The organism is Sphingomonas sp. R86520 (assembly GCF_042466285.1).
GTDB lineage: Bacteria > Pseudomonadota > Alphaproteobacteria > Sphingomonadales > Sphingomonadaceae > Sphingomonas.
On the sequence record NZ_JAXHBZ010000001.1, the window covers coordinates 2,241,642 to 2,266,661 of the forward strand.

Genomic DNA, 25,020 nt, shown 5'->3' on the forward strand with positions numbered 1-25,020 from the left:
CGTCACGCGGCGATCCCCACATAGCCTTCGCTCTCGAGCTGCTTGGCGAGATCCTTGCCGCCCGAGCGGACGATCTTGCCGTCCGCCAGCACATGGACGAAGTCCGGCTCCACGTAATCGAGCAGCCGCTGGTAGTGCGTGATCAGCAGCACCGCCTTGTCGGGCGCGCGCATGATGCGGTTGATGCCGTCGCCGACGACGCGCAGCGCATCGATGTCGAGCCCCGAGTCGGTCTCGTCGAGGATCGCGAACTTCGGGTTGACGATGCCCATCTGGACCATCTCGTTGCGCTTCTTCTCGCCGCCCGAAAAGCCGACGTTCACCGGCCGCTTGAGCATGTCGTAGTCCATGCCGAGCAGATCCGCCTGCCCGCGCGCGAGCTTCAGGAACTCGCCCCCCGACAAAGGCTTCTCGTCACGCGTCGCGCGCTGGGCGTTGAGCGCCTCGCGGAGGAACTGGACGTTCGACACGCCGGGGATCTCGACCGGATACTGGAAGCCGAGGAACACGCCCGCCGCGGCGCGCTCATGCGCCTCCAATTCGAGCAGATCGACGCCGTCGAACGTCACCGAGCCCGCGGTGACCTCATAACCGGGCCGCCCGCCAAGCACATAGCCCAGCGTCGACTTGCCCGCCCCGTTCGGACCCATGATCGCGTGCACCTCGCCCGCGTTCACTTCGAGCGACAGGCCCTTGAGGATTTCCTTGCCATCGATCTCAGCGTGGAGGTTTTCAATTTTCAGCATGTTCAACTCTCGGAACTTTCCAATTTTCAGGCAGCGTGTCGAAGCTGCCCCATAAATGCCATTTGCCATCGCCCTTGTGGAATGAAGCGAAGCCCCATTCAGGCGGGTCGGGCCAGCCAAACCAGTCACGATCGAACAAGAAAAATCGTTCATCACGCGCTTCGGCAATAAAGCCCGTGCCCATCGCGCGAATCCAGTCGAGGTCATCACTTAACGCGTCTTCGGGAGGCCAATCGTAAGTTTGTGCGGGTTGCCATTCTAGCGGGAGACGAATGCGCTCATGGAACCCGCACTTCATAGAACGCGAGCGCAGGAACCCTAACTTCCAGGGAATGGGCTCCCAACCAAAACTCACCCCACGGAGCCTTCGAGCGAAATCCCCAGCAGCTTCTGCGCTTCGACCGCGAACTCCATCGGCAGCTGCTGCAGCACCTCCCGCGCAAAGCCATTCACGATCAGCGCGACCGCCGCCTCCTGGTCCAACCCGCGCGACATCGCGTAGAACAGCTGGTCCTCGGAGATCTTCGACGTCGTCGCCTCATGCTCGATCTGCGCGGACGGGTTGCGGACCTCGATATACGGCACGGTATGCGCGCCGCACTGGTCGCCGAGCAGCAGGCTGTCGCACTGTGTAAAGTTGCGCACGCCCTCCGCAGTCGGCGCGACCCGCACCAGCCCGCGGTACGTGTTGTCCGAACGCCCCGCCGAAATCCCCTTCGACACGATCGTCGATCGCGTATTCTTGCCGAGGTGAATCATCTTCGTGCCGGTATCGGCCTGCTGGCGATTGTTCGTCACCGCGACCGAATAGAACTCGCCGACCGAGCCATCGCCAAGCAGCACGCACGACGGGTATTTCCAAGTGATCGCGCTGCCGGTCTCGACCTGGGTCCAGCTGACCTTCGAGTTCTTGCCCTGGCACAGCGCACGTTTGGTGACGAAATTGAAGATCCCGCCGACGCCGTTCTCGTCGCCTGGATACCAGTTCTGCACGGTCGAATATTTGATTTCGGCATCGTCGAGCACGACCAGTTCGACCACGGCGGCATGCAGCTGGTTCTCGTCGCGCATCGGCGCGGTGCAGCCTTCGAGATACGAGACGTACGATCCCTTGTCCGCGACGATCAGCGTGCGCTCGAACTGCCCGGTATTCTCGGCGTTGATGCGGAAATACGTCGACAGCTCCATCGGGCAGCGCACGCCCTCCGGGATGTAGACGAACGTGCCGTCGGAGAAGACCGCCGAGTTCAGCGTCGCGAAATAGTTATCGCGCTGCGGCACGACCTTGCCGAGCCATTTCCGGACGAGCTCGGGATATTCCTTGATCGCCTCGGAGATCGAGCGGAAGATGACGCCCGCGGCCTCGAGCTCCTTGCGGAACGTGGTCGCGACCGAGACGCTGTCGAACACCGCATCGACCGCGACGCGACGCTTGGGCGTGCCGTCCTCGTTCAGCGGGTCCTCGACCACGCCGGCCAGCATCTTCTGCTCGCCGATCGGAATGCCGAGCTTCTCGTAGACGCGCAGGATCTCGGGATCGACCTCATCGAGCGACCCGAGCTTCGGCTTCGCCTTGGGCTCCGCGTAATAATACGCGTCCTGGTAATCGATCGGCGGCACGTTGAGCTTCGACCAGTCGGGCGCCTCCATCGTCTGCCACAACGCGAACGCCTTCAGCCGCCAGTCGAGCATCCACTGCGGCTCGCCCTTCTTGGCGGAAATGAAGCGCACCGTGTCTTCCGACAGACCCTTCGGCGCGAATTCCTGTTCGATGTCCGAGAAGAAACCCCACTCGTACGTCTTGTTCGCGGCGGCGTAGGCCTCTGCGTTCCGGGTAGCCATTATCTGTCCTCGGCCGCAAAGCGGCTCTCTAAAATCTCCGCGTCTCCGCGTCTCCGCGTGAACAAAACTGATTCACACGGAGCCGCGGAGGCGCGGAGGAAAAGGTGAAGCGTTGCGCGCGATGTGTTCTTCATGCGGGCACCTGTAAAACCGGGGTTTGCGAAAGGCTGGCGAGCGACACGCCGGCGAGCGCACCGCGGACCGCGCCGTTGACGGCGTTCCAGTGCGGCTTCACCTTGCAGGTCTGCTCGACGCAGCAATCCTGCGAGGCGCCATCGACGCATGAGGTCAGCGCGATCGGCCCCTCGACCGCCTCGATGATGTCGGCCAGCGAGATCGACGCGGGCGGCCGCGACAAGCGAAAGCCACCGCCGGTACCGCGCGTGCTCTCGATCAGCCCCGCCGCGGACAACCGGCTCACCAGCTTCTGCACGGTCGGCAGCGGCACGCCGGTCTCCTCGGCGAGCAGCGTCGCGTTCAGCCGCGCGATACCGCCGCAATGACGCGCCGCGGCGCTCATCATCACGACCGCATAATCGGCAAGGCTGGAAAGACGCATGGAGGCTTCGGAGTCCAATCGGACCGATATGATCCGATTGGTCAAATGGGCTTTGTGCGCCGCAGCGTCAACCCGTGGAGCCGTGCTAACGACTCGCAACTGAACGCCAGTGAACACGTGCCCCCGCGTCCTACATCGCACGTCGCACGTCGCACGTCGCACGTTGCAGGTCCCACGTCCCACGTCCCATGTCCCTCCCCCCGTCGCCCCCCGTCACCCCAGCGAAAGCTGGGGTCTCCCTGTTCGGGTCGGGCGCCTTGAACGAGGAGCCCCCAGCTTTCGCTGGGGTGACGAATAGGATGGGGTAGGCGACGGACGGGTGGGTGACGGACGGGTGGGTGACGAAACGGAGCGGGTGTCGCAAGCCGGCGGGACGAACGGGCCGACCCCACCAGGGTAACGGCTTGACGCTACCGGTATGGAAAGCAAGGACGAGCGCATGGCCTTCTACCACCCGATCCTGTTCCGTCTCGACGCCGAGCGCGCGCATACCCTCACCATCGCCGCACTCGCCGCATGGGGCCGGGCCGGCACGCCGCTAGCCCCCAGCGTGCCGCACCTCGCGACGACCGTGGCGGGGATCGCCTTCCCCAATCCGGTCGGCCTGGCGGCGGGCGTCGACAAGGATGGTCGCGCGATCGACGGTTTCTTCGGGTTGGGCTTCGGCAGCGTCGAGATCGGTACGCTCACACCGTTCGCCCAGCCCGGCAATCCCAAACCCCGCATCTTCCGCCTCCCCGAAGACCGCGCCGTCATCAACCGTCTCGGCTTCAACAACGGCGGCCTCGACGCGGCGCTCGACCGAGTACGTTCACCGGGCGGCGAAGGCGTTCTCGGCATCAACGTCGGCGCCAACAAGGACGCGTCGGATCGCACCGCCGACTACGTCCAAGGCGTCACCCGAGCCGCGCCGCACGCCGACTACATCACCATCAACATCAGCTCCCCCAACACCCCCGGCCTCCGCGATCTCCAGCACGGTACGGCACTCCGCGATCTTCTAGCGGCCTGCACTGCGGCAAAAGGGGAAACCCCAATCTTCCTAAAAGTCGCCCCCGACCTCGAACCCGCCGACATCGATGACATCGCCCGCGCCGCGATCGACAACCGGATCGACGCGCTGATCGTCAACAATACGACGATCTCCCGCCCCGGCCTGCGCTCGGCCAACGCGAAGGAAACCGGTGGCCTGTCCGGAGCCCCCCTCGCCCCGCTAGCCCGGCAACGCCTGTCGGATTTCCGCAAAGCGACCGGCGCGGCGATGCCGCTGATCTCGGTCGGCGGCATCGGCAGCGCCGCCGAAGCCTATGCGCGCCTCCGCGCGGGCGCGAGCCTCGTCCAGCTCTATACCGCGCTGGTGTACGAAGGCCCCGGCCTCCCCGCCCGCATTCTCCGCGAACTGGATGCGCTGCTGAAGCGCGACGGCGTCGCCTCGGTCGCTGACGCGGTCGGAGTTGACGCCCGCTAATCTATCCCTCTCTCCGCCCCTAGCCCCCTCGCCCCCACGCCCCCACGCCAAATCCGTCATCCCAGCGAAAGCTGGGATCTCCCGGTAAGACGATCGTCGCTCGTCAAACGAGAATACCCCAGCGTCCGCTGGGGCGACGACGTGGGGCGGGGGGCGAAGGAGTTGGGGAGGTATGACGGAATGGAGAGCGACGGAATTGGGCGAACGCCTGAGTTGGGCAGCTAACGGAGTTGGGAAGCTAGCGGAGTTGGCGGGCGACAAACCGGCGTCGAGGTCTCGGCATTCGTCAACGAGCCGACCACCGAACTCGCCAGCACGCATCCGGTTAACGCCTTGCCTCATACCCGAACCGCGCTAGGCTCCCCTGCGATGAAGACTTCTCTCCTAGCGCTCGCCCTCCTCGTCCCAACCGCCGCCGCAGAGGCGCGCCAGCCGGCCCCGGCACCCGCCCCGGCGAAAGACCAGGGCATGGTCAGCGCGGCCGACCCACGCGCCGCCGCCGCCGGCGTCGAGATCCTCCGCGCCGGCGGCAGTGCCACCGACGCCGCGATCGCCACGATGCTCGCGCTCAACGTCGTCGAGCCGCAAAGCTCGGGAATCGGTGGCGGCAGTTTCTGGATCAGTCACGCGGCAGGCGGCGCGCTCAGTACGATCGACGCGCGCGAAACCGCGCCGGCGGCGGCGACCGGGCGATGGTTCTACGGCGCCGACGGTCAGCCGCTTTCCCACGAGGACGCGGTCCCCGGCGGTCGCAGCGTCGGCATCCCCGGCGCACTCCGCGGCATGGCGCTCGCGCACCGCACCTCGGGCAAGCTCCCCTGGGCGCAACTGTTCGCCCCCGCGATCCGCCTCGCAACCAACGGCTTCCAGGCCTCCCCGCGTCTCGTCAACGGCATGAAGGCCTATGGCGACCACATCACGCCCGAGACGCGAAAGCTCTTCTCCGCCCCCGACGGCTCGCCGGTTGCGATCGGCGCGACGATCAAGAACCCTGAGCAAGCCGCCCTCCTCCAACGCATCGCCACCCAAGGCCCCGACAGCTTCTACGTCGGCCCCGAGGCGCAGAAGATCGTCGCCGCGGTCAACACCGCCGCGCGCAACCCGTCGAAGATGACGCTCGGCGATCTCGCCAGCTACGACGCAAAGTCGCGGCCGCCGGTGTGCATCAAATACCGCGTCTACCGTGTGTGCGGGATGGGCCCGCCCTCGTCCGGCGGCATCACCGTGCTGATGATCCTGAAGCAGCTCGAACGCTTCGACATGGCGGGGCTCGGGAAGGGCAGTGCGAAGGCCTGGCATCTGTTCGCCGAGTCCTCGCGCCTCGCCTATGCCGATCGCAACCTGTACGTCGGCGATCCTGATTTCATTCGTGTGCCCGTGACTGGCATGCTCGACGCCAAATATCTCGCGTCGCGCTCCGCGCTGATCTCCCCCACCACGACGATGGCGGACGTCTCCGCCGGCTCGCCCCCCGGCGCTCCCGCCCGCACGCGCGCGCCGGTCAGCGAAGTCGCCGGCACCACCGACATCGCGACCGTCGACGCCCGCGGCAACGTCGTCGAGGTGACCACGACGGTCGAGGGGTATTTCGGCTCCGGACTGACCGTCGACGGCACCGTCCTGAACAACCAGCTCACCGATTTCGATATCGTCCCCGAACAGGACGGCAACCTCGTCGCCAACCGCGTCGAGGGCGGCAAGCGGCCGCGCAGCTCGATGAGCCCGACGATCGTCTACGGCTCCGACGGCAAGGTCCGGCTGGCGGTCGGCGCTGCCGGTGGCTCGACGATCATCGCGCAGGTGGCCAAGGCGATCGTCGGCGTGTTGGACTGGAAGCTGTCGGCGCAGGACTCGATCGCGCTCGGACTCCTGTATGCGCCGGGCCACGTGGCGGCGGCGGAAAAGGGTACCGAGCGCGAAGCCATGGTTCCCGCATTGCAGGCGTTGGGAGAGACCGTGCAGATCGCCGCGCTGGGTTTGAAGGCGAACGCGATCGAGCGCGTCGGCGGCAAATGGGTAGGCGCGGCGGATCCCCGCAGCGAGGGCGTAGCAATCAGTCAAGACGGCACCGTCACCCAAATCCAGCGTGTCGGCGCCCTCCAGCGCGCGCCCGAGTGACACCCGTCTGACCCTCCGTCATCCCCGCGCAGGCGGGGATCCATATGCTCAGGCGTCGGCGAACTTTCCGCCAAGTCAGCCAGTATGGGTTCCCGCCTCCGCGGGAATGACGACGCGGTTTGGAACGGCTATACCACGCCAACAAACGAGCAGTCCCACCAAGGCCAGCAAGCTCGCAGAGCGCGTCAGGAGAGAAAATGCCCCGCCAGCTCGAACAATTCCCGAACCTCGTCACGATGTTCTTCGCGCGCGCCGCCGAGAAGGGCGACGCACCGTTTCTCTGGACCAAAGCGAGCGGCGCCTGGACCGCCACCAGTTGGGCCGAAGCCGCCCGTCAGGTCGCTGCTCTAGCCACCGCTCTAACCGCGATCGGCCTCAAGCGCGGCGACCGCGTCATGCTGGTCGCCGAGAACCGTCCCGAATGGTGCCTCAGCGACCTCGCGATCATGGCGGCGGGGTGCATCACCGTGCCGACCTACGTCACCAACACCGAACGCGATCACCTCCACATCATCGAGAATGCCGGCGCCTGCGCGATCATCGTCTCGACCGCGAAACTGGCGAAAACCCTCCTCCCCGCGGTGATCCGCTCGAACCAGGCGCAGACCGTGATCGGCCTGGAGGACATGAAGGTCCCCGCCGGAATCGACTTCCACAACTGGCATACCCTGGTCGCCGCGCACCAGACCGCGCCCGAAACCGCCGCCGCCCGCGCCGACTTCACCCGCGAAGACCCCGCCTGCATCATCTACACCTCGGGCACCGGCGGCGCGCCACGCGGCGTGATGCAGCACCACGGCGCGATCCTCCACAATTGCGCCGGCTGCGCCTCGGTCATCTCGGAGGATTTCGGTTGGGACGACGAGGTCTTCCTGTCGTTCCTGCCCTTAAGCCACGCCTACGAACACACCGGCGGCCAGCATTTTCCGATCTCGCTCGGTGGCCAGATCTATTACGCCGAAGGCCTCGAAAAGCTCGCCGCCAACATCGAGGAGACGCGGCCTACGATCATGTTCGTCGTCCCCCGCCTGTTCGAAGTCCTCCGCACGCGCATTTCGAAGACGATCGAGAAACAGGGCGGCGCGTCGGCGTATCTGCTGCGCCAAGCATTGGATATCGGCGGCAAGCGCTACGCCGGCCGTCTCCGCCTGATCGACCGACCGATGCAAGCGGTGGTCGCGACCATGTTCAAACCCAAGATTTCGAAGAAGTTCGGCGGCCGGCTGAAAGCGATGATCTCGGGCGGCGCACCGCTCAATCCCGAGGTCGGGCTCTTCTTCGAGGCACTCGGCCTCACCTTCCTGCAGGGCTATGGCCAGACCGAAGCCGCCCCCGTCATCTCGTGCAATCGCCCATCGGCTGGTGTCCGGATGGACTCGGTCGGCCCGGCGCTCAACGACACCGAGGTCCGGATCGCCGAGGACGGCGAGATCCTGGTGCGCGGCGAACTCGTCATGCACGGCTATTGGCGCAACGACGCCGAGACCTCGAAGGTTCTGAAGGACGGCTGGCTCCACACCGGCGATATCGGCGAGATCGACGAGCGCGGCCGGATCCGCATCACCGATCGCAAGAAAGACCTGATCATCAACGACAAGGGCGAGAACGTCGCCCCGCAAAAGGTCGAGGGGATGCTCACGCTCCAGCCCGAGATCGCGCAGGCTATGATCGTCGGCGATCGGCGGCCGTACATGGTCGCGCTGGTCGTGCCCGATCCGGAATGGACGCAGGAATGGTGCGCGAAGAACGGCGACGCGTGCAGCTTCGCGCGTCTGGCGGAGAACAGCGAGTTCCGCACCGCGCTGGGCGCCGCAATCGAGCGCGTGAACAAGGACCTGACGGTGACGGAGCGCATTCGCCGCTTCGTGCTGGCGGACGGCCCGTTCACGATCGAGAACGAGCAGCTGACGCCAAGCCTGAAGATCCGGAGGCATGTGTTGAAACAGACGTACGGCGAGCGGCTGGACAGCCTCTACAAATAACCCTCTCCCCTCCGGGGAGAGGGAGGGGCCCGCGCGCCCTTGCGCGTGGGAGGGTGAGGGGCGTGAGGCTCGCAAAGCCTCCGCCAACTCCCCTTACCCTTCCGTCGCCGAACGGCGCCTCCCTCCCTCTCCCCGGCGGGGAGAAGGACTTAGAACCTCACTTCTTCGCAGGCGTCGCAGCCGGCACCACGGCCATCGTCCAGTCCTTCTCCGGCCGCAGGTACTTCGCCGCCGTCGCCTGCAACTCGACCGGCGTGGTGGCCACCAAGTCCGAAGCAATCCGCTGCGTCGCCGCGATCCGCCGCGGATCGAACGTCGCCCCGCCCAGCTGCTGCAACCAGAACTGGTTCCCGGTCGAGGCACGCAGGATATACTGCCCCATCGGCTTCTTGATCCGGTCCAGCTCGTCCGCCGCGATCGGCGTCGACACCAGTTCCGACGCGATCTGGCGCGCGATCTGGAAGAAGAACGACACCTTCTCCGGCGCCACCTGCCCGATCGCGACCATCCGGCCGCCGGTGGTCATCCCGACCGGCCACTGGCTCGACACGTTCGGGCTGTAGCTCGCACCCGCCGCCTGCCGCAGCCGCTCGAACAGCCGATCGCTGAACACCTGCGCCAGCACGTCGAGACGCCGCGCCTCGACGATGTTGTCGATCCCCCCGCCAGTCGGCCACGCGATCACCGCTGCCGCCTGGTTCTCGGGGCCGGTATGCGCGCGCATCACTGGCGTTGCATTATGCGCGGGGAAGCCGACCGGCGCCCCTACCGTCGACACCGCCGTCCGCGGCCTCATCGTCCCGAACGTCTTGCCGACCGCAGCAATCGCATCCTCGGTCTTCACGTCGCCGAAGATCGAGACTTCGATTGGCCCGGTCTTCAAGATCGGCTCCCAGAACGCGCGGAAGTCCTTGGCGTTCAGCGCCTCGACGGTTGGCTTCGACGGCGTCCCCCAACGCGGATCACCCGCGCGCAGCAAGCCTTCGAGGTCGCGCGACAACACGCCGTCGGGGGACGAGTCATATCCCGCGAACCCCGCCAATGCCGCAACACGTGCGCGCGCGACCGGCGCTGGATCCCACGCCGGGAACGCAAGCTTGGCCGCCATCAGCCGCAACTGATCCGCATAATCCGCCGGCGACGTTATCGCGCTCAGCGTGAACGCATCGTCGTCGATCCCGAAGTCGAGCCCGATCCGCCGACCCGCGGTCAACTGGTCGAGATCGCCCTGGTCGAGCTTGCCGATCCCCCCCGCGACCAGCGCGAGGTCGCCAGCCCAAGCCGGCGTCGCCCGGTTCGACGGGATCGCGGTATAGCCGCCCCCGAACCGCACGCGCACGTACACGCGCCCGGTCTCGCCTGCGTTCGGGAACAGCAGCACACGCGTGCCGTTGGCGAAGTTCACCTGCTCCATGTCGAACGCGGTGATCTTCTCGCGACTCGCAACGACGCCCGGCTTGCCGAGCGACGGCAGCTTCGAGAAATCGACCGCCGCCTGCGCCCGACGCTTGCCGGCTAGACCCGACACGTCCGCCTTCAATGCGGTAGCCAGTTTGGCCGCAGCGCCTGCGTCAGGCGTCTGCGTATTCACGAGAGCGCGCGTGGCGGTACCTTCGAAGATCGCCTTGCTCGACGCGAGCAGCGTGGCAGGCGTGAACATGCCCTTCGCCTTGGCGTCCTGCAAAATCTTGTACGACGTCTCGGGCCCGGCCACCGTCTCGCGAATATCGAGCGCGCCGACCATGTCGTCCGCCTGCTTCGACCCCGCCTCGACCCGCGCGGTCTCGACGCTGGTCCGCATGATCGTGTCGAAATCGGCATATTCGCGGTCGACCTCGGCCTGGCTCGGCGCGTTGGTCTGCGCGTCGGCGATGACCGCGCGGACGTCCTTCAACGCCGCCTCCCAGTCGGTGCCGATCGGCACGATATTGACGCTGGTCAGGTTCGCCGAGCGCGACACATCATCGATCGACACGCCTGCCTGCAGGTAGCTGCCGCCCGCCCGGGCCCGCGTCTCCAGACGTCGGCTGATCAGCCGCGTCGCCAGCACGTCGACCAGCCGCTCCTGGTTCATGATCGCGGTGTCGTCCTTATACTCCCAGGGCCGCACCACGCCGAGCGTCACCACCGCCGGAATTGCCGGCTCGGCGATCGTCGCGGAGACCAGCGCCTTCGGATCGGGCTTGCCGAAGCTGGGGGCCGGCGTGAACGGTCCGATGCCCTTCCAGTCGGCGAAGTTCTTGACGATCAGCCGCCCGAACAACGCCGGATCCATGTCGCCCGAGATGATGACGACGGTGTTCTCCGGTCGATACCAGCGATCGTGGAACGCCTTCACGGTCGCGCCGGTTGCCGCCTCCAGCGTCTTGATATTGCCGATCGGCGAGCGATCCGCGAGCGGCTGCCCGGCGAAGAACGTCGCGCGGATCGCATCACCGAACCGCACCTGCGGGCCCGGCTGCTCGCGCTGTTCCGCCAGCACGATCGGGCGTTCGGCGGCCACCGACACGTCCGTGATCGTCGGCTTCTCCATCATGCCGGACATGATCTTCAGGCTCTCGTCGAGGCCCGACTCGGTTGCCGACGGAAGATCGAGCTTGAACGTGGTCGAGGTCGGCGTCGTCTGCGCGTTGGTGTCCGAACCGAAGGTCGCGCCAAACCGCTGCCACACCCGCTTCGCTTCGCCGTCCGGCACGTATTCGGAGCCACGGAACGAGAGATGCTCGATGAAATGCGCGAAGCCCTGCTCGCTGTCAGTCTCGTTCAGCGATCCCGCATCGATCCGCACCCGCACCGAAACCTGGCCGGGGGGGACGCCGTTCTTGCGCACCGCGAACCGCATGCCGTTCGGCAACGTCCCGAACTTCCATGCCGGATCGCGAGTGAGATCGCTGCCCTTGTAGAGCCACGCAGTCGTGTCGATCCCCCTAAGCTCGGGAAGCGTCGGCGCTTCCCTGGCGGGAGTGGACGCGGCCTGCTGCGTCGCCATCTGCCCGCTCGCGGGGATCGCGAGGCCGAGGATGACGGGGAGGAGGACGGGAGCGCGATACAAGCGCGAAAAGGACACCATGTCTCACCTGTAGCGCCCCCGCGGGCGCATCGCCAGCGCCACCCTCGACGATGCGCCTCGACATGCGCGCGGATGCCATCATTTCGTCCAACACCGGCGGTATGTCGTGACCGAACAAGGAGATCGGTGCCGCGAGGCGCCGGGATACAGGGTAGAGATGACGGTCGAAGCCGAACTGGGCCAATCTTCATTAGGGGCGTCGTCATTGTGGCGGGATTTGGGCGAGCCGGTCGCGCGCCGCACTGCTCGAATGCCCGATCTCAAAATCATCTCCGGCGCCCCCAAGCCGGGCGCGCCGATGGTCGCCGAAGCCAACCGCCCGCTGATCATCCGCGTCGGCAAGCACTTACGCGGTGTGTTCGACCGGATGATCGCCTCGTCCTCGCTGGTCGCGAACGACCCGGTCCTCGACGTCCGCGACTTCGCCTGGACCGCGGTGCTGCGGGAGAACTGGACCGCTATCCGCGACGAGGCCGTCCGCGTCGCGCTGCAAGGCGAAGCCTCGCCCAGCCTGGCGACGATCTCGCCCGATCACCGCTCGATCGCCGAGATCGACAAATGGCGCTCGTTCTTCCTCTACGGCTACGGCTATCCGATCGACGAGAGCCTAGCCCGCTGTCCGCACACGGCCGCCGCCGTCGCGCGCATCCCCGGTCTCAACAGCGCGTTCTTCTCGATCCTCGCGCCGGGCACCCACATCCCCGAACACCGCGGGGTGACCAAGGGCCTGATCACCTGTCATCTCGGCCTGATCGTGCCCCGCGATGGCGACGTCCGCATGCGCGTCCACGACCGCACCGTCCGCTGGGCGGAAGGCGAAACACTGGTGTTCGACGACACCTATCAGCACGAGGTCTGGAACGACACGACCGGTACGCGGGTGGTGTTGCTGATCCAGTTCGAACGCCCCCTGCGCAATCCGGGCAAGTGGATTGCCGACCTGTTCCTAGGCGTCGTCCGCCGCTCCGCCTTCGTCCAGGACGCGGTCCGCAACATCGGCAGTTGGAACGCTGCGGTGAAACAGCTGGACGTTTGATACTTCACTTACCCAAACCGATCCAAACTCAACCAACCAACCCAACCCAACCCCACTCGATCCAACCCAATCGCCGTCACCCCAGCGAAAGCTGGGGTATCCCGGTTCGAGCCACCCGCTTCCCGACGAGGATACCCCAGCTTTCGCTGGGGTGACGGCAAGAGACGAGCGGCGTTAACGAGACTGGGCGAGGGGATCTCATGCCATCGCGTGCCAAGCATGTTCTCCCCAAAAGACCCCGCCCCACACCCCCAGAAAGAAACCGTTTCCCGTTCCACGCTTGATCCCCCGCCCCCGCGGGGCCACATGGCGCATATGCTCATCGAAACGGAATCCACCCCCAACCCGTCGACGCTGAAGTTCCTGCCGGGACGCACCGTCATGGAAGCCGGTACGCGCGACTTCGCTACCCCCGAGGAAGCCGAAGCGAGTTCGCTCGCCGACGCGATCTTCGGGCTGGGCGACGTCACCGGCGTGTTCTTCGGCCGCGATTTCGTCTCGGTCACCGCCGCGCCCGGCACCGCCTGGTCGGACCTCAAGCCCGACGTGCTCGCGATCCTGCTCGATCACTTCTCCGCCGCGATGCCGCTGTTTCGCCCGGCGAGCGCAGGCTTCTCCGTCCCCAGCGAAGAAGCGATCCTCACCGACGATCCGGCTGATGCGGACATCGTCGCGCAGATCCGCGAACTCATCGACACGCGCGTCCGCCCTGCGGTCGCGAACGACGGCGGCGACATCGTCTATCGCGGCTTCGACAAGGGCAAGGTGTTCCTCCAGTTGCAGGGCGCCTGCGCCGGCTGTCCGTCATCGAGCGCCACGCTGAAGAACGGCATCGAGCAGCTCCTGAAATACTACGTCCCTGAAGTCACCGAAGTGAGAGCCGTTTGATGCCGAAACTCGACGACACCGTCCTCGACGCGGTCTTTCGCGACGCCCGCAGCTATAACGGCTACACCGATCAGCCCGTCGCCGAATCCGAACTGCACGCGATCTGGGAACTGATGAAGTGGGGCCCGACGTCGGCCAACCAGCTTCCCGCGCGCCTGATCTGGGTGACTAGCGACGAAGCCAAGCAGAAGCTGGCGGATGCGTGCAGCGCGCAGAACCAGCCGAAGATTCTCAACGCCCCCGTGTCGGTGATCATCGGCATGGACACCAATTTCCACGAGCATTTGCCCGAGCTGTTCCCGCACGCCGATGCGAAATCGTGGTTCGACGGCAATGCCGAACTGCGCGAGGCATCGGCCTTCCGCAACTCGACGCTGCAGGGCGCGTATTTCATCATCGCTGCGCGGATGCTCGGGCTCGATACCGGGCCGATGTCGGGCTTCGACGCGGGCAAGGTCGATGCGGCGTTCTTTACCGACACGCCGGCGGTGCGGACCAACTTCATCTCGACGCTCGGCCACGGCGACCCCGCGACGATCTTCGCCCGCTCGCCCCGCCCCGACTTCGCGAAGTTCAACAGCATCGCGTAACTGGGAGGGACCTGCTCCCTCTCCCCTGCGGGGAGAGGGCTGGGGTGAGGGGCCGTTGGGGAGGACAGCGCTCGCGGCGCCCCTCACCCTACCCTCTCCCCTGAGGGGAGAGGGTAAGAAGTAATGCGCACGTTAGTAATCGAGACATCCACCACCGCGTGCTCGGTCGCCCTGATCGAGTCCGACGCCATCATCGCCCGCGCGCATGAAGTCGTCGGCCGCGGCCATGCCGAGCGCCTCATCCCGATGATCGCCGAACTCCCGGAAGGTGGCCGCGCCGACCGCATCCTGGTCGGTTGCGGCCCGGGCAGCTTCACCGGTGTCCGTGTCGGGATCGCCGCCGCCCGCGGGCTCGCGCTCGGTTGGGGCGCGGAGATCGCCGGCTTTTCCTCGCTTCCGCTTATCGCCGCCGCCGGTTTCGCCGACCGCTTAACCGACGATATTGCGGTGATCATGGAAGGCGGGCATGGCGAGGTCTTCATGCAAGCGTTCTCCGCCGATCTGTCGCCGCGGTCCGACACGGTATCGCTGAAGCCCGACGCAGCGTTCGCCGCGCTGGCAGGACGGCGGGCAGTCGGCAACGGCGTCCACTGGCTTGCCGCGCTCGACGACAGTTTGGACCTCACCGAAGCGCTTCCGGATGCGGCCTCCGCGATCCTGTTGCCAGCAGCGCTGATCGCGCTTGCGCCAAGCCCGATCTACGGCCGCGCACCCGACGCCAAACCCTCGGTCCCCAAATAATGGCGACGCGCCAGGCTGCCACCCGAACCGTCACGCTCCGCACCGGCGACGCGCGCGATCTCGCGATCGTCGACGCGCTGATGACCGAGGCGTTCGACCCGCGCTACGGCGAGGCGTGGACGCGCAGCCAGTGCCTCGGCGTGCTCGCACTGACCGGCGTCCACCTCACGATCGCGTTCGTCGACGACTTCCCCGCCGGTTTCACGATGACCCGGTCGGTCGCCGACGAAGCTGAACTGCTGTTGATCGCGGTCGCGCCAGACTATCGCCGCCGCGGCGTTGGCACGGCGCTGATCCGCGCGGCAATTGCCGACTGCTCGGTCGGCAACATCGCGAAACTCCATCTCGAGGTCCGCGCCGGCAACGACGCGGTCAAGATGTACGGCGCGCACGGCTTCATCAAGGTCGGCGAGCGCCGCGCGTACTACCGCGGCAAGACCGGCGTCGCGTTTGACGCACATACCTATTCGAAAGTTATCAACGCTTAAGGCTTATTGCGAGTCACTATCCCTTTTCGCAACAGCGCGAACGTCCTACATGGGGTGCAACGAGGGAATGAACCATGCCGCGCAAGATCGATCTGGAAGCACTCTGCAACGAGAAGGGCCTGCGCATTACCGAGCAGCGCCGCGTCATCGCACGCGTGCTGTCCGAGGCTGACGACCATCCCGACGTCGAAAAGGTCTATGAGCGCGCGTCGCAGATCGACCCTGGCATCTCGATCGCGACGGTGTACCGCACCGTGCGATTGTTCGAAGAAGCCGGCATCCTCGACCGCCACGATTTCGGCGACGGCCGCGCCCGCTACGAGCCTGCACCCGAGGCGCATCACGATCACCTGATCGACGTTGAGAGCGGCAAGGTCATTGAATTCGTCGATCCCGAACTCGAGCAGTTGCAGAAGGCAATCGCGGAGAAACTGGGCTTCCGGCTGGTCGATCACCGCATGGAACTCTACGGCGTCGCCCTCACCCGCAAGGACTGACACGATCGGCCGGATCCGCCTTGGCGCGCGGTTGGCGGCGCTGTTGCTGGCGTTAGTCTTGGCGCTGCCGTTGCATGGTATGTGGCGGCTGGTGGGGCGCAAGTCGCCGTGGCCGCCTCGCTTTCTCGGGTTGGTCGCGCGGATCGTCGGCGCCAAGGCGCATGTCGCCGGTACCCCGCTTCGCCACGACGTGGTCTTCGTCTCGAACCATCTGAGCTGGATCGACATCCTCCTCCTGTCGGGGGCGACCGGCACCGCGTTCGTAGCAAAATCCGAACTTCGCAGCGCACCGCTGGTCGGCTGGCTCTGCACGCTAAACCGCACCATCTTCGTCTCGCGTGCGGACCGTATGGCGGTCACCGCCCAGATCGCCCAGATCCGCGACGCGTTGGCGGCCGACTGGCCCGTCACCCTGTTCCCCGAGGGCACGACCGGAGACGGCACCACCCTCCTTCCCTTCAAAGCCGCGTTGCTGGCAGCCCTCGACCCGCCCCCACCCGGTGTGAAGGTCCAACCGGTCCGCATCGACTATGGCGCGGCCACCGACGAACTCGCCTGGGTCGGCGACGAGCCCGGCCAACACCACGCCGCCCGCGTTTTGAAGCGGCGAGGCACATTCGTCGCGACGCTGCACTTCGCCGAACCCTTCGACCCCGCAGACTACGGCGACCGTAAAGCCATAGCCGCAGAAGCCCGCCGCCGCATGGAAGCGCTGTAGCCCGAACGCAAAGTGTTCCCCCGCGAAGGCGGGGGCCCAGTCTGGACTCCCGCCTTCGCGGGAGAACAAGGGAGGGAAGCTCCTACCTATCCCTAATCTCAGCCGCCACCCCGGCGAAGGCCGGGGCCCAGTTGAAAAGGTCTATGTAACGGGGCGCAGACCTTAGTCAGCAACGTCCCCCAACTGGACCCCGGCCTCCGCCGGGGTGGTGCAAATCGCCAAGCGCCCTTCCACGCTCTACCAACCTGACAACGCCCCCTCCCCCCAAGCCCTCAAATCCGCTACACGCCCCCGCATGTCTGCCCCCAAAACCTTCCACGTCAAATCCTTCGGCTGCCAGATGAACGTCTACGACGGCGAGCGCATGGCCGAGCTCATGGCCGCCCAAGGCCTCACCCAGGCCGACGCTATCGACGCCGACGTCGTCGTCCTCAACACCTGCCACATCCGCGAACGCGCCACCGAAAAGGTCTATTCGGACATCGGCCGCCTGCGGAAGGACCAACGCCGCAAATCCGGCAAGACGCCGATGATCGCGGTCGCCGGCTGCGTCGCGCAGGCCGAGGGCGAAGAGATCTTCACCCGCGCCAAGGTGGACATCGTCGTAGGCCCGCAAGCCTATCACAACCTGCCCGATCTCGTCGCCAAGGCCGCCGCCGGCACACCGTCGCTCGACACCGACATGCCGCTGCTGTCGAAGTTCGGCGCGCTCCCCGCGCGTCGGAAGGTCGCCCCCTCGGCGTTCCTCACCGTCCAGGAAGGCTGCGACAAGTTCTGCACCTACTGCGTCGTCCCCTACACGCGGGGCGCAGAGATCAGCCGGCCGTTCGCCGCGATCGTCGACGAAGCCAAGGCGCTTGTCGACGCCGGCGCGCGAGAGATCACGCTGCTGGGCCAGAACGTCAACGCGTGGTCGGAGAATGAGCGCGGCCTGCACGACCTGATACGCGACCTCGACGGCATCCCCGGTCTCGCGCGGATCCGCTACACCACCAGCCACCCCAACGACATGACCCAAGGCCTGATCGACGCACACCGCGACATCGAGACTCTGATGCCGTTCCTCCATCTGCCCGTCCAGGCCGGCAGCGACCGCGTTCTCAAGGCAATGAACCGCAGCCACACCCGTGACTCCTACCTCCGCCTCCTAGACCGCGTCCGCGCAGTCCGCCCCGACATCGCACTCTCGGGCGACTTCATCGTCGGCTTCCCCGGCGAAACCGACGCCGAGTTCGCGGACACGCTGAGCCTGGTCGACGCGGTCGGCTACGCACAGGCCTACAGCTTCAAATACAGCCCCCGCCCCGGCACCCCCGCCGCCTCGATCGTCGAGCAGGTCCCGGAGACCGTGATGGACGAACGCCTCCAGCGCCTCCAGGCCGCCCTCAACCGCGACCAGCACGCCTTCAACGCCGCCACCGTCGGACGTCAGTGCACCGTTCTGCTGGAGCGCGCGGGGAAGCTTCCCGGCCAGCTGATCGGCAAATCCCCGTGGCTACAATCGGTCCACCTGATCGGCGACCACGCGATCGGCGACCTCGTCGACGTGACGCTAGGAGCGGCTGGCCCCAACTCGCTTACCGGCATCGACCGCGTGCGCGAAGCCGCCTGAACCCCTTCTGATCCTCCCGGCAAGGAGGAGGATCAGAAGGTGCCCAAAGGCGCTATGGCAACGCGAGCGAACCTTCGTTCGAACTCTCGCGATTTCGCTGTTCTACACCCCGATCGCCTGCCACACTCGCACCCGATGCAGCTTCGCCCACGCGACTCGATTCATCTCTCGGCCAGTGCTCCGGCGCGGCTTGAACGCGTCGCTTGGCGTTCTCATCTTCAGTCCGACGCCACCTCGATCGCACTGTGCGTTGGCCTGATCCGGCCTAACCTTCTTTTTCAAAAGCCTGCCCCCGAAAGGACCGCATGAGCCGTAAACCCGTTCCCGCCCAGTCCGGTGACCGCGCCCGCGTCGAGCTTCTGTTCGACAAGCCCCAATTGCTCGTCCGGCTGTTCGGCCAGTACGATCAGAATCTGGTCGCGCTCGAAAATCGCCTCGGCGTCTACATTACCGCGCGAGGGAACAAGATCGGCCTGGAGGGCACCGCTGAACAGGTCGCGATCGCCCGCGACGTGCTCCACGATCTCTACGCCCGCATCCAGCGTGGCGAGGACGTCGACACCGGCCTCGTCGATGCCTCGATCGCGATGGCGGACGAGCCAGTGCTTGCCGGCATCATCCGTGCAGACGCTGGCGGCGGCGGCGCCCCACCGATTATGATCCGCACACGCAAGAAGACGATCGTGCCGCGGACGCCGGCGCAGGCGCACTACATGCGCGAACTCGCCAACAACGACATGATCTTTGCGCTTGGACCAGCAGGTACCGGCAAGACCTACGTCGCGGTCGCACAGGCCGTGCAGCAGCTCATCACCGGTAGCGTCCAGCGCCTGATCCTCTCACGTCCCGCGGTCGAAGCCGGCGAACGCCTCGGTTTCCTACCCGGGGATATGAAAGAGAAGGTCGATCCGTATCTCCGCCCGCTCTACGACGCACTCTACGACTGCCTTCCTGCGGAACAGGTCGAACGTCGCATCGCCAGCGGCGAGATCGAGGTCGCTCCGATCGCCTTCATGCGCGGCCGCACGCTCGCCGACGCGTTCGTCATCCTCGACGAAGCGCAGAACACCACGCCCGCGCAGATGAAGATGTTCCTCACTCGATTCGGTCAGAACAGCCGCATGGTGATCTGCGGCGATCCGAAGCAGGTCGACATCCCAGGTGGTGTCGCGGCGTCCGGCTTGGCAGATGCCGTCCGGCGGCTCGAAGGCGTCGAGAGCATCTCGATGTGCCGCTTCACTGTCGGGGACGTCGTCCGTCACCCGATCGTCGGCCGCGTCGTCGAGGCCTACGAAGGAACCGATGGTTGATGCTTGGGATATCCCGGAGTATGTCCGGGATATCCCAGGAGCATGACGATGACGTCTCTCTACATCAAGGATAACGAAACCGCCGAACTTGCTGCTGAGCTTGCGGCGCGGCTGGGTGTCACCAAGACCGAAGTCGTTCGTAATTTGCTGCGTCGTCAGAAAGCGGAATTGATGCCGTCGACTCCGCTGCTCAGCATGTGCGAGCGCTTGGACGCATGGCGCAGCGCTCACCCCCTAGGTGAACCGACTGGCCTTAAAGCCGACAAGGCCTTTTTTGACGAATTATGGGGCGAGGAACCGGATTGACCGTGTTCGTCGATGCCTCCGCGCTTGTAGCGATGATCGTAGGTGAACCGGAGCGCGATGCTTTGATCACCCGTGTCGAACATGACGGAAATTCCTTGTGGTCGGCCATGTCATGCTGGGAGACGGTGTCCGCTCTTCGTAGCTCCTATCGGTTTGATATCGATGTGGCTCGCGGTGAAGTGGAGAACACCGCTCGCGTGTTGGCTCTTCGCCTTGTCGCAATCGGCGAGGGCGAGTTATCTACGGCGCTCGACGCTTATCAAATTTACGGCAAGGGCCGCCACCCCGCGAAGCTGAACATGGGCGATTGTTTCGCCTATGCCTGCGCGAAAACCCATGGTGCGGAACTTCTCTACAAGGGTAATGATTTCGCCCTGACCGATCTCGCCTGAAGGACCTGCATGCTCGAAATCGCGCTCTCCTCCGACGCTCCGTGGCCTGAAAAAGGGCAAGATTGGGAATCACTCGCCCTGCGCGCAGCGACAGCTGCGATCGAGCGGACCCCACACGGCGAACTCATCAAAAGCGCCGCGACCATCGAAATCTCGATCCGGCTCGCATCGGACGACGAGGTTCATACGCTCAACAAGCAGTATCGCCAGAAGGATAAGCCAACCAACGTCTTGTCCTTCCCGATGGTCCAGGCGGACCTGCTCGACACCGTCAGCCAGAACTCCGACGACGGCGAAGTCCTGCTAGGCGACATCATCCTCGCGCACGGTGTCTGCGTAGCCGAGGCCGCCGAGCGCGGAATCTCGGTCGAGGATCATGCGATGCATCTGATGGTGCACGGCACGCTGCATCTGCTAGGCTATGATCACATCGAAGACGACGAGGCCGAGGGCATGGAGCAGATCGAACGCGACGCGCTCGCGGCGCTCGGCCTCCACGACCCTTATCTGATAACAGAGGACTGACGACCACGATGGCCGATGGCCCCAATGCCGGAAACGGCGATAGTACCGACAGTATCTGGCGCGGGCTGAAGGGCCTGATCTTTGGTACTCCCGACGAATCACTGCGCGATCAGCTCGAGGATGCGATCGACCGGCACGAGGGCGATCCCGCTCCCGACGCCGTCGGTGATCTCACCCCGCTCGAGCGCCAGATGGTTCGCAACCTGCTCCATTTCGGCGAGCGCGATGCCGGCGACGTCGGCGTCCCGCGTGCCGACATCGTCGCGGTCGAAGAAGGCATCAGCTTTGCCGATCTCGTCCAGCTCTTCGCCGAAGCGGGCCATAGCCGCCTGCCGGTGTACCGCGAAAAGCTCGATACGATCATCGGCATGGTCCACATCAAGGACGTCTTCAACATCCTCGCGACCGGCGCCGAGCATCCCGCCTCGATCGCCGACCTGATCCGCGAGCCGCTCTACGTCCCCATGTCGCGCGGTGCGCTCGATCTGCTGGCCGACATGCGCCAGAAGCGAGTCCATCTTGCCGTCGTGCTCGACGAGTATTTCGGCACCGAGGGTCTCGTCACGATCGAGGATCTGATCGAGGAGATCGTCGGCGACATCGAAGACGAACATGACGACGCGCCGGAAGCGTTGCTCGTGCCGATCGATGGCGGTGCATGGGATGCGGACGCGCGCGCCGAACTCGAGGACGTTGCGCAACTGATCGACGCGCGGCTTGCCGAGGCGGACGGTGACGTCGACACGCTTGGCGGACTCGCGGCGTTGCTTGCAGGGCACGTTCCCCGCATCGGCGAATGCGTGGATCACCCGAGCGGGTGGAAGTTCGAGATCACCGAGGCCGATGAACGCCGCATCAACCGGCTGCGCCTGCATCCACCGGTCGTGCCGCTAGAGGACGACGATTGACGGGATAGCGTCTGACCGTCGCCTCTTCACGGTGTGCTGCCGCTGTCTTGGCCGAGCCAGGATGGCAGTAGCGGACGACAGGAGCCGAAACGTAGGGACCCGGCTTTCGATCGGGAGTAGCCGTCCAGTCTTTCGATCCGGCATTTGCGTCGCGATTCCAAGGTCGGCGACCCGAAGCCCAAGCAGCATTTACGCAGTTCGCCGTGTATTCGTCGCAAAGGCCGATCAACAGCCTATCAGCGCTCCCTATCGCCGGGTCCTACCACCTCGCCGGCATTCGATCGTCGGGTTTCACGGTACGCGGCGGCGCTGCTGCAGCCGAACGCCACCAGCAGCAGCAGGAACGGCGTCGCAAAATCGCGATGACGCTCGCCGAACTCGAACCACACTCCGAAGACCAATGTCTGCGCGATGCAGGCGAGTACCAACAGTGAAGCCAGCGCCCCCCCTGGAGCCTTGCGGATGTATGTCGCGAACGCCGCGCCAGCCAACAGGCCGAGATGGGCGGCTTGCGACACGCCGAAGACGATCGCCGTAATCGCCGGCGTGATCGACGGACGCAGGTCGGCAAACCGCGACGCTCCCGACTCAGCAACGCCCCAGGCCCGCAGCGCCTTGGTGGCGGTGAGGCGCACGAACGTCACCGGATGAGTAAAAATCCACTCGACCGCGAGCGCCGCGGCGGCCTTGCTGAGCTGGATTTCCGGCATACCGTCGAGCTGTCGGGGCGGAGCCATCCAGTGACCGGTCGCATCCGGGTTGTTGCCGATCCACAACCCATAGCCACCCGCGCTGGTCAGCGGTACGAAACCGCCGAACAGGATTGCGTTGCGGATCCACCATGGCATCAGGACCAGGACTGCGAACGGTACGGCGCGCAAGCCGATCGCGATCATCCGCCGCCATCCGCAAATGGTCGCGGCAACGAGGCCGAACAGAACGGCCAGGGGTGCCTCGCCGGGTTGCGTCAAGGCAAGCAGGCCTGCAGTCACTCCAAGCGGTACTGATGCGCGCCACCACCGAGCGCCGGTTCCTGGATCGCGTTGCGTATCATCCCCTGCGGACCGTACCGCTTGCAGCTTCGTCTCCTGGGCAATTTTGATCCATTGCAACGCCAGCAACACGGCGAGCAGAGCGCAAACGCCCTCCTTCTGCGCAAGCGGTGCCGACGACAGCACGGACGGCCAGATCAGGTACAGCCACGCCGCCGCGATCCCCGCGGACCGTCTTCCCAGTCGCTGCGCCAACGCGATCATCGCCGCTGCGGTCGCCAGGTCGACCACCGTGCCGATCAGCGTCAGCGAACCGGTCGACAGTCCCATCGCCGCCCCCCAGGCAGAGAGAAGGATCGGATAGACGGGCGGATACAAGGCGCGCGTCTCGACGCCCATGAACGGGTCGAAGATGACCAGCCCTCGCCCTTCGGACAAATGCTGCGCAAGTATGACGTAGCTTCGCGCGTCGCCGAGCGGAGCGCGGCCGTCGACCAGCAACGCCATGCCGATCCGCAACGCGATCGCGAGGACGGCCATGGTCGCCAGCATCGGGATCGGCGAAGTCCGGCGAAGCATCATCAGCGGCAGCGCGGCGATCGCCAGCCACGCAGCCACGATGACCAACGCCGATGGCGAAACATGCCAGTCGCGCCACAAGCCGGGAAGCGAGAACGCACCGTAAGCGGCGAACGTCACTAGCGGCAGCGCGACCACGACACGCATCGCGCGCGATCCCGCGAATGAACGGTCGGATACCATGGTCGGCAGCTTAGCCCGTGAAAGGGTTGAGGAACGCTGAAACGCAGCGTCACGCAGATGCGCATTTGCGCCTTTCGCAGGCTTCGGTGTGCGACTATCCTCGACCGATGCGCAAACACATTCTCATCGTGCTCGGCCTGATCCTGCTCGTGATCGCCGCGGGTGTCGCCTATGTTGCCTGGCCCGACACCGCCGAACTGTCGGTCGACCAGGTCGCCGGCAAGCTGCCCAAGATCACCGATCCCCGCATCCAGACGATCCCGACCGTCAAGGTGGCCAAGGTCGTCGGTTGGCAGAACGGCGCGATGCCGACGCCCGCCGCCGGACTGAAGGTCCAGCCGTTCGCGACCGGCCTCGACCACCCGCGCTGGATGTACCGCCTGCCCAACGGCGACGTGCTGGTCGCCGAAACCAACTCGCCCCCGCGCGAAGGCGGCGGCATCACCGGCTGGGTGATGAAGGTGCTGATGGGCCGCGCTGGCGCAGGCACGCCGTCCGCCAACCGCATCACGCTGCTGCGCGACGCGGACGGTGACGGCGTTGCTGAGACGAAGTCGGTGTTCATGACCGGCCTCAACTCGCCGTTCGGCATGACCTTGCTCGACGGTCAGCTCTACATCGGCAACACCGACGCGCTCGTCCGCGTGCCCTACACCGACGGCGAAACCAAGATCACCGCCAAGCCCGAACTGGTCATTAAACTCAACCCTGGCGGCAATCACTGGGCCCGCAACGTCATCACTGCAGCCGACGGCAAGACGCTGTACGTCGGCGTCGGCTCGTCGACCAATATCGCCGAGAACGGCATGGACGCCGAGAAATACCGCGCCAACATCCTGCAGGTCTGGCCGAAGGACAAGAACTGGCGGATCTACGCCGCCGGCCTGCGCAATCCGAACGGCATGGCGATCAACCCGAAGTCCGGCGGCCTCTGGACCGTCGTCAACGAGCGTGACCAGCTCGGCTCCGATCTCGCGCCCGATTACCTGACGCAGGTCGAGTTCGGCGATAATTTCGGATGGCCCTGGTATTATTGGGGCGGCTATCCCGACAGCCGGGTCGAGCCGAAGAACCCCGCGCTCCAGCAATATTCGAAGCGTCCCGACTACGCCCTCGGACCACACGTCGCGGCGCTCGGCCTGACCTTCTCGACCGACGCGAAGCTCGGCGATCGTTTCGCCAACGGCGCATTCGTCGGCGAACACGGCTCATGGAACCGCAAGCCCGTCTCGGGCTACAAGGTCGTCTACATTCCCTTCGGCGACACCGGCTTCCCGGCGGCGAACGTGAAGCCCGTCGACATACTAGGCGGCTTCTTGAACAAGGACGGCGACGCGCGGGGGCGTCCTGTCGGTGTCATCATCGACAAGATCGGCGGGCTGCTGGTCGCAGACGATGTCGGCAACGTGATCTGGCGGGTCAGCGCCGGCAAGTGATCATAGGGGGCGAGCGCGAGTTCGCCCCTAACGT

23 protein-coding genes are annotated in these 25,020 nt (G+C 65.6%); 17 read left to right on the forward strand and 6 right to left on the reverse strand.

The genetic code is table 11. The features are described 5' to 3' along the window. Positions 1 to 2: 2 nt before the first annotated feature. The 4 genes from sufC to SJY41_RS10235 all read right to left on the reverse strand — a co-directional run bounded on the left by sufC (position 3) and on the right by SJY41_RS10235 (position 3,147). Complete coding sequence (gene sufC, locus SJY41_RS10220) at positions 3 to 746, reverse strand: Fe-S cluster assembly ATPase SufC (RefSeq protein ID WP_056489234.1); 744 nt, start codon at positions 744 to 746, stop codon at positions 3 to 5. Further along, on the reverse strand, positions 733 to 1,101 hold the full coding sequence (locus tag SJY41_RS10225; RefSeq protein ID WP_380781384.1) for a hypothetical protein: 369 nt from the start codon (positions 1,099 to 1,101) through the stop codon (positions 733 to 735). The genes sufC and SJY41_RS10225 overlap by 14 nt, the downstream gene beginning before the upstream one ends. Next, positions 1,098 to 2,588, reverse strand: a complete 1,491-nt coding sequence (gene sufB / locus SJY41_RS10230) for a Fe-S cluster assembly protein SufB (RefSeq protein ID WP_380781386.1) — start codon at positions 2,586 to 2,588, stop codon at positions 1,098 to 1,100. Before sufB ends, SJY41_RS10225 begins: the two co-directional genes overlap by 4 nt. A gap of 130 nt (positions 2,589 to 2,718) precedes the next feature. Then, on the reverse strand, positions 2,719 to 3,147 hold the full coding sequence (locus tag SJY41_RS10235; protein WP_380781388.1) for an SUF system Fe-S cluster assembly regulator: 429 nt from the start codon (positions 3,145 to 3,147) through the stop codon (positions 2,719 to 2,721). 439 nt (positions 3,148 to 3,586) lie between these two features. Between SJY41_RS10235 and SJY41_RS10240 the strand changes: the two genes are divergently transcribed. The 3 genes from SJY41_RS10240 to SJY41_RS10250 all read left to right on the forward strand — a co-directional run bounded on the left by SJY41_RS10240 (position 3,587) and on the right by SJY41_RS10250 (position 8,715). After that, on the forward strand, positions 3,587 to 4,615 hold the full coding sequence (locus SJY41_RS10240) for a quinone-dependent dihydroorotate dehydrogenase (protein WP_380781390.1): 1,029 nt from the start codon (positions 3,587 to 3,589) through the stop codon (positions 4,613 to 4,615). Positions 4,616 to 4,984: 369 nt separating this feature from the next. Further along, entirely contained in the window at positions 4,985 to 6,733 is a 1,749-nt protein-coding gene (ggt, locus tag SJY41_RS10245) for a gamma-glutamyltransferase (protein WP_380781392.1), read from the forward strand. Positions 6,734 to 6,930: 197 nt separating this feature from the next. Then, positions 6,931 to 8,715, forward strand: a complete 1,785-nt coding sequence (locus SJY41_RS10250) for an AMP-dependent synthetase/ligase (protein ID WP_380781394.1) — start codon at positions 6,931 to 6,933, stop codon at positions 8,713 to 8,715. A 157-nt stretch (positions 8,716 to 8,872) separates the two neighbouring features. Here SJY41_RS10250 and SJY41_RS10255 read toward each other — a convergent pair whose 3' ends face one another. Then, a complete protein-coding gene (locus SJY41_RS10255; RefSeq protein ID WP_380781396.1) occupies positions 8,873 to 11,785 on the reverse strand; it encodes a M16 family metallopeptidase in 2,913 nt (970 codons plus the stop codon). A 250-nt stretch (positions 11,786 to 12,035) separates the two neighbouring features. Here SJY41_RS10255 and SJY41_RS10260 point away from each other — a divergent pair, with 250 nt between their 5' ends. The 13 genes from SJY41_RS10260 (at position 12,036) to SJY41_RS10320 (ending at position 21,796) form a co-directional block, all read left to right on the forward strand. Beyond that, entirely contained in the window at positions 12,036 to 12,821 is a 786-nt protein-coding gene (locus SJY41_RS10260; protein WP_380781398.1) for an aspartyl/asparaginyl beta-hydroxylase domain-containing protein, read from the forward strand. 315 nt (positions 12,822 to 13,136) lie between these two features. Next, positions 13,137 to 13,709, forward strand: a complete 573-nt coding sequence (locus SJY41_RS10265) for a NifU family protein (protein ID WP_380781400.1) — start codon at positions 13,137 to 13,139, stop codon at positions 13,707 to 13,709. Further along, entirely contained in the window at positions 13,709 to 14,299 is a 591-nt protein-coding gene (locus tag SJY41_RS10270; RefSeq protein ID WP_380781402.1) for a malonic semialdehyde reductase, read from the forward strand. The genes SJY41_RS10265 and SJY41_RS10270 overlap by 1 nt, the downstream gene beginning before the upstream one ends. Before the next feature lie 123 nt (positions 14,300 to 14,422). After that, positions 14,423 to 15,040: a tRNA (adenosine(37)-N6)-threonylcarbamoyltransferase complex dimerization subunit type 1 TsaB gene (gene tsaB, locus SJY41_RS10275; RefSeq protein WP_380781403.1), complete on the forward strand. Its 618-nt coding sequence runs from the start codon at positions 14,423 to 14,425 to the stop codon at positions 15,038 to 15,040. Beyond that, positions 15,040 to 15,528: a GNAT family N-acetyltransferase gene (locus tag SJY41_RS10280; RefSeq protein ID WP_380781405.1), complete on the forward strand. Its 489-nt coding sequence runs from the start codon at positions 15,040 to 15,042 to the stop codon at positions 15,526 to 15,528. Before tsaB ends, SJY41_RS10280 begins: the two co-directional genes overlap by 1 nt. A 74-nt stretch (positions 15,529 to 15,602) precedes the next feature. After that, a complete protein-coding gene (locus tag SJY41_RS10285) occupies positions 15,603 to 16,025 on the forward strand; it encodes a Fur family transcriptional regulator (RefSeq protein WP_056047123.1) in 423 nt (140 codons plus the stop codon). A gap of 43 nt (positions 16,026 to 16,068) precedes the next feature. After that, positions 16,069 to 16,743, forward strand: a complete 675-nt coding sequence (locus SJY41_RS10290) for a lysophospholipid acyltransferase family protein (protein ID WP_380781407.1) — start codon at positions 16,069 to 16,071, stop codon at positions 16,741 to 16,743. A gap of 295 nt (positions 16,744 to 17,038) precedes the next feature. Beyond that, positions 17,039 to 18,355, forward strand: a complete 1,317-nt coding sequence (gene miaB / locus SJY41_RS10295) for a tRNA (N6-isopentenyl adenosine(37)-C2)-methylthiotransferase MiaB (protein ID WP_380781409.1) — start codon at positions 17,039 to 17,041, stop codon at positions 18,353 to 18,355. Positions 18,356 to 18,660: 305 nt separating this feature from the next. Beyond that, a complete protein-coding gene (locus SJY41_RS10300) occupies positions 18,661 to 19,665 on the forward strand; it encodes a PhoH family protein (protein ID WP_380781411.1) in 1,005 nt (334 codons plus the stop codon). A 48-nt stretch (positions 19,666 to 19,713) separates the two neighbouring features. Continuing rightward, positions 19,714 to 19,971, forward strand: coding sequence for a type II toxin-antitoxin system VapB family antitoxin (locus SJY41_RS10305; protein ID WP_380781413.1), 258 nt, complete (start codon positions 19,714 to 19,716; stop codon positions 19,969 to 19,971). Positions 19,972 to 19,973: 2 nt separating this feature from the next. Then, complete coding sequence (locus tag SJY41_RS10310) at positions 19,974 to 20,363, forward strand: type II toxin-antitoxin system VapC family toxin (RefSeq protein WP_380784108.1); 390 nt, start codon at positions 19,974 to 19,976, stop codon at positions 20,361 to 20,363. A 9-nt stretch (positions 20,364 to 20,372) separates the two neighbouring features. Next, positions 20,373 to 20,888 (forward strand): rRNA maturation RNase YbeY, encoded by a 516-nt coding sequence (gene ybeY / locus SJY41_RS10315; RefSeq protein WP_380781415.1) that lies wholly within the window; start codon positions 20,373 to 20,375, stop codon positions 20,886 to 20,888. Between the two features lie 8 nt (positions 20,889 to 20,896). After that, positions 20,897 to 21,796, forward strand: a complete 900-nt coding sequence (locus SJY41_RS10320; protein WP_380781417.1) for a hemolysin family protein — start codon at positions 20,897 to 20,899, stop codon at positions 21,794 to 21,796. Positions 21,797 to 22,032: 236 nt separating this feature from the next. On the opposite strand, the gene SJY41_RS10325 is transcribed toward SJY41_RS10320, so the two are convergent. After that, positions 22,033 to 23,514, reverse strand: a complete 1,482-nt coding sequence (locus SJY41_RS10325) for a glycosyltransferase (RefSeq protein ID WP_380781419.1) — start codon at positions 23,512 to 23,514, stop codon at positions 22,033 to 22,035. Positions 23,515 to 23,657: 143 nt separating this feature from the next. On the opposite strand from SJY41_RS10325, the gene SJY41_RS10330 reads away from it, so the two are divergent. Beyond that, positions 23,658 to 24,986, forward strand: a complete 1,329-nt coding sequence (locus tag SJY41_RS10330) for a PQQ-dependent sugar dehydrogenase (protein WP_380781421.1) — start codon at positions 23,658 to 23,660, stop codon at positions 24,984 to 24,986. Positions 24,987 to 25,020 lie beyond the last annotated feature (34 nt).

What these genes read in the sequence shown, in the direction of transcription:
- SJY41_RS10305 (WP_380781413.1), top strand. Translation starts at nt 19,714, where the DNA reads ATGACGTCTCTCTACATCAAGGATAACGAAACCGCCGAACTTGCTGCT.
- SJY41_RS10330 (WP_380781421.1), top strand. Translation starts at nt 23,658, where the DNA reads ATGCGCAAACACATTCTCATCGTGCTCGGCCTGATCCTGCTCGTGATC.
- tsaB (WP_380781403.1), top strand. Translation starts at nt 14,423, where the DNA reads ATGCGCACGTTAGTAATCGAGACATCCACCACCGCGTGCTCGGTCGCC.
- SJY41_RS10270 (WP_380781402.1), top strand. Translation starts at nt 13,709, where the DNA reads ATGCCGAAACTCGACGACACCGTCCTCGACGCGGTCTTTCGCGACGCC.
- miaB (WP_380781409.1), top strand. Translation starts at nt 17,039, where the DNA reads ATGTCTGCCCCCAAAACCTTCCACGTCAAATCCTTCGGCTGCCAGATG.
- SJY41_RS10255 (WP_380781396.1), bottom strand. Translation starts at nt 11,785, where the DNA reads ATGGTGTCCTTTTCGCGCTTGTATCGCGCTCCCGTCCTCCTCCCCGTC.
- SJY41_RS10240 (WP_380781390.1), top strand. Translation starts at nt 3,587, where the DNA reads ATGGCCTTCTACCACCCGATCCTGTTCCGTCTCGACGCCGAGCGCGCG.
- SJY41_RS10300 (WP_380781411.1), top strand. Translation starts at nt 18,661, where the DNA reads ATGAGCCGTAAACCCGTTCCCGCCCAGTCCGGTGACCGCGCCCGCGTC.
- SJY41_RS10320 (WP_380781417.1), top strand. Translation starts at nt 20,897, where the DNA reads ATGGCCGATGGCCCCAATGCCGGAAACGGCGATAGTACCGACAGTATC.
- SJY41_RS10265 (WP_380781400.1), top strand. Translation starts at nt 13,137, where the DNA reads ATGCTCATCGAAACGGAATCCACCCCCAACCCGTCGACGCTGAAGTTC.
- SJY41_RS10325 (WP_380781419.1), bottom strand. Translation starts at nt 23,514, where the DNA reads ATGCGTGTCGTGGTCGCGCTGCCGCTAGTGACGTTCGCCGCTTACGGT.
- SJY41_RS10285 (WP_056047123.1), top strand. Translation starts at nt 15,603, where the DNA reads ATGCCGCGCAAGATCGATCTGGAAGCACTCTGCAACGAGAAGGGCCTG.
- SJY41_RS10250 (WP_380781394.1), top strand. Translation starts at nt 6,931, where the DNA reads ATGCCCCGCCAGCTCGAACAATTCCCGAACCTCGTCACGATGTTCTTC.
- ggt (WP_380781392.1), top strand. Translation starts at nt 4,985, where the DNA reads ATGAAGACTTCTCTCCTAGCGCTCGCCCTCCTCGTCCCAACCGCCGCC.
- ybeY (WP_380781415.1), top strand. Translation starts at nt 20,373, where the DNA reads ATGCTCGAAATCGCGCTCTCCTCCGACGCTCCGTGGCCTGAAAAAGGG.
- SJY41_RS10235 (WP_380781388.1), bottom strand. Translation starts at nt 3,147, where the DNA reads ATGCGTCTTTCCAGCCTTGCCGATTATGCGGTCGTGATGATGAGCGCC.
- sufC (WP_056489234.1), bottom strand. Translation starts at nt 746, where the DNA reads ATGCTGAAAATTGAAAACCTCCACGCTGAGATCGATGGCAAGGAAATC.
- SJY41_RS10260 (WP_380781398.1), top strand. Translation starts at nt 12,036, where the DNA reads ATGCCCGATCTCAAAATCATCTCCGGCGCCCCCAAGCCGGGCGCGCCG.
- sufB (WP_380781386.1), bottom strand. Translation starts at nt 2,588, where the DNA reads ATGGCTACCCGGAACGCAGAGGCCTACGCCGCCGCGAACAAGACGTAC.
- SJY41_RS10280 (WP_380781405.1), top strand. Translation starts at nt 15,040, where the DNA reads ATGGCGACGCGCCAGGCTGCCACCCGAACCGTCACGCTCCGCACCGGC.